A 1,594-nucleotide genomic window follows, 5' to 3' on the forward strand; every position below is an offset into this window, starting at 1 on the left:
CTGCAGTTCACCGGCGCCTACCGCGTGCCCTTCCCGTTCAGCCCCTACCTGCGCCAGCACCTGAAACTGGGCAGCGTGGGCACCAGCACGCATGGTGTGTCCCTCACCGACCTGGACGGCCAGACCTACGAGGACCTGACCGGCTCCTACGGCGTGAACCTGTTCGGCCACGACGTCTACAAACGCACCATCGCCCAGGGCGCGGCCATGGTGGCCGACTTCGGCCCGGTGCTGGGCACGCTGCACCCCTGCGTGGCCGACAACGTGGCGCGGCTGCAGGCCATCTCCGGGCTGGACGAGGTCAGCTTCCACATGTCCGGCACCGAGGCCGTGATGCAGGCGGTGCGCCTGGCGCGTTACCACACTGGCAAGCGCCACCTGGTGCGCTTCTGCGGCGCGTACCACGGCTGGTGGGAAGACGTGCAGCCCGGCCCCGGCAACCCGCTGCCGCCGCGCGAGACCTACACGCTGCAGGACATGAGCCAGCGCGCGCTGCAGGTGCTGCGCCAGCGCAAGGACATTGCCTGCGTGCTCATCAATCCGCTGCAGGCCCTGCACCCGAACCGCGCGGCGCCTGGCGACTCATCCCTGGTGGACGGCTCGCGCAGCGCGCACTATGACCGCGCCGCGTACACGCGCTGGCTGCAGCAGCTGCGCGAGGTCTGCACCGAGCGCGGCATCGTGCTGATCTTCGACGAAGTCTTCGTCGGCTTCCGCCTGGCACCCGGCGGCGCGCAGCAGTATTTCGGCGTGCAGGCCGACATGGTGACCTACGGCAAGACGCTGGGCGGAGGCCTGCCGGTCGGCGTGGTCTGCGGCAAGCGCGCGCTGATGAAGCGCTTCCGCGAGGACCACCCGGCCGACATCTGCTTTGCCCGCGGCACCTTCAACGCCCACCCCTACGTGATGGGCGCGATGTCCGCGCTGCTGGATCACCTCGCGCTGCCCGCCACGCAGGCGCTCTACGAAGACCTGGACGCGAAGCAGGACCGCCGCGCCGCCGCGCTGAACCAGCGCCTGGCGCAGGCCGGCGTGCCGGTGCGCGTGGCCAACCTGTCCACCATCTGGACCGTCACCTACACCCAGCCCTCGCGCTACCACTGGATGTTCCAGTTCTACCTGCGCGAGCAAGGCCTGCTGCTGAGCTGGGTCGGTACCGGCCGCCTGATCTTCAGCCTGGCCCACACGGACCAGGACTTCGAGCGCATCAGCGAACGCTTCGTCGCGGCAGCGCTGGCCATGCAGGCCGACGGCTGGTGGTGGCAGGCGCCGGGCCAGACCAACAAGGGCATTCGCCGCGGCATGCTGAAGGAGATGCTGCACCGCTGGCTGTGACACCCAGGGCCGGACCGCCGTGGGCCACGCACCGCCATCCCGGCTCCGCTGGCGCCGGGTTGCGGCCCCCGTTCGCCTCCCCGGCGAAGGGCCATGGCGTTGCCGGAAACCCGTTGGCATCAGGCAGCGCCTGTCCCCGCGCGCCTTTTCCCCATATCGCCTCCAGCGCGCCGAGGCAGTTCATCGGCTTGCCCTGCCTGGCTTTGGTGCGGCAGTCAGTCGAGCCACATGGCGGCCAGCCGCGGCCCGGGCCGCGTTG

1 protein-coding gene is annotated in these 1,594 nt (G+C 70.4%); it reads left to right on the plus strand.

Annotation, left to right across the window (positions count from 1 at the left end):
• Positions 1 to 1,335 (plus strand): aminotransferase class III-fold pyridoxal phosphate-dependent enzyme (locus tag FKP22_RS29755; RefSeq protein WP_141291833.1); only part of this gene is annotated, 1,335 nt, incomplete at its 5' end.
• Between the last annotated feature and the right edge of the window lie 259 nt (positions 1,336 to 1,594).

The organism is Ideonella azotifigens (assembly GCF_006519715.1).
GTDB lineage: Bacteria > Pseudomonadota > Gammaproteobacteria > Burkholderiales > Burkholderiaceae_C > Ideonella > Ideonella azotifigens.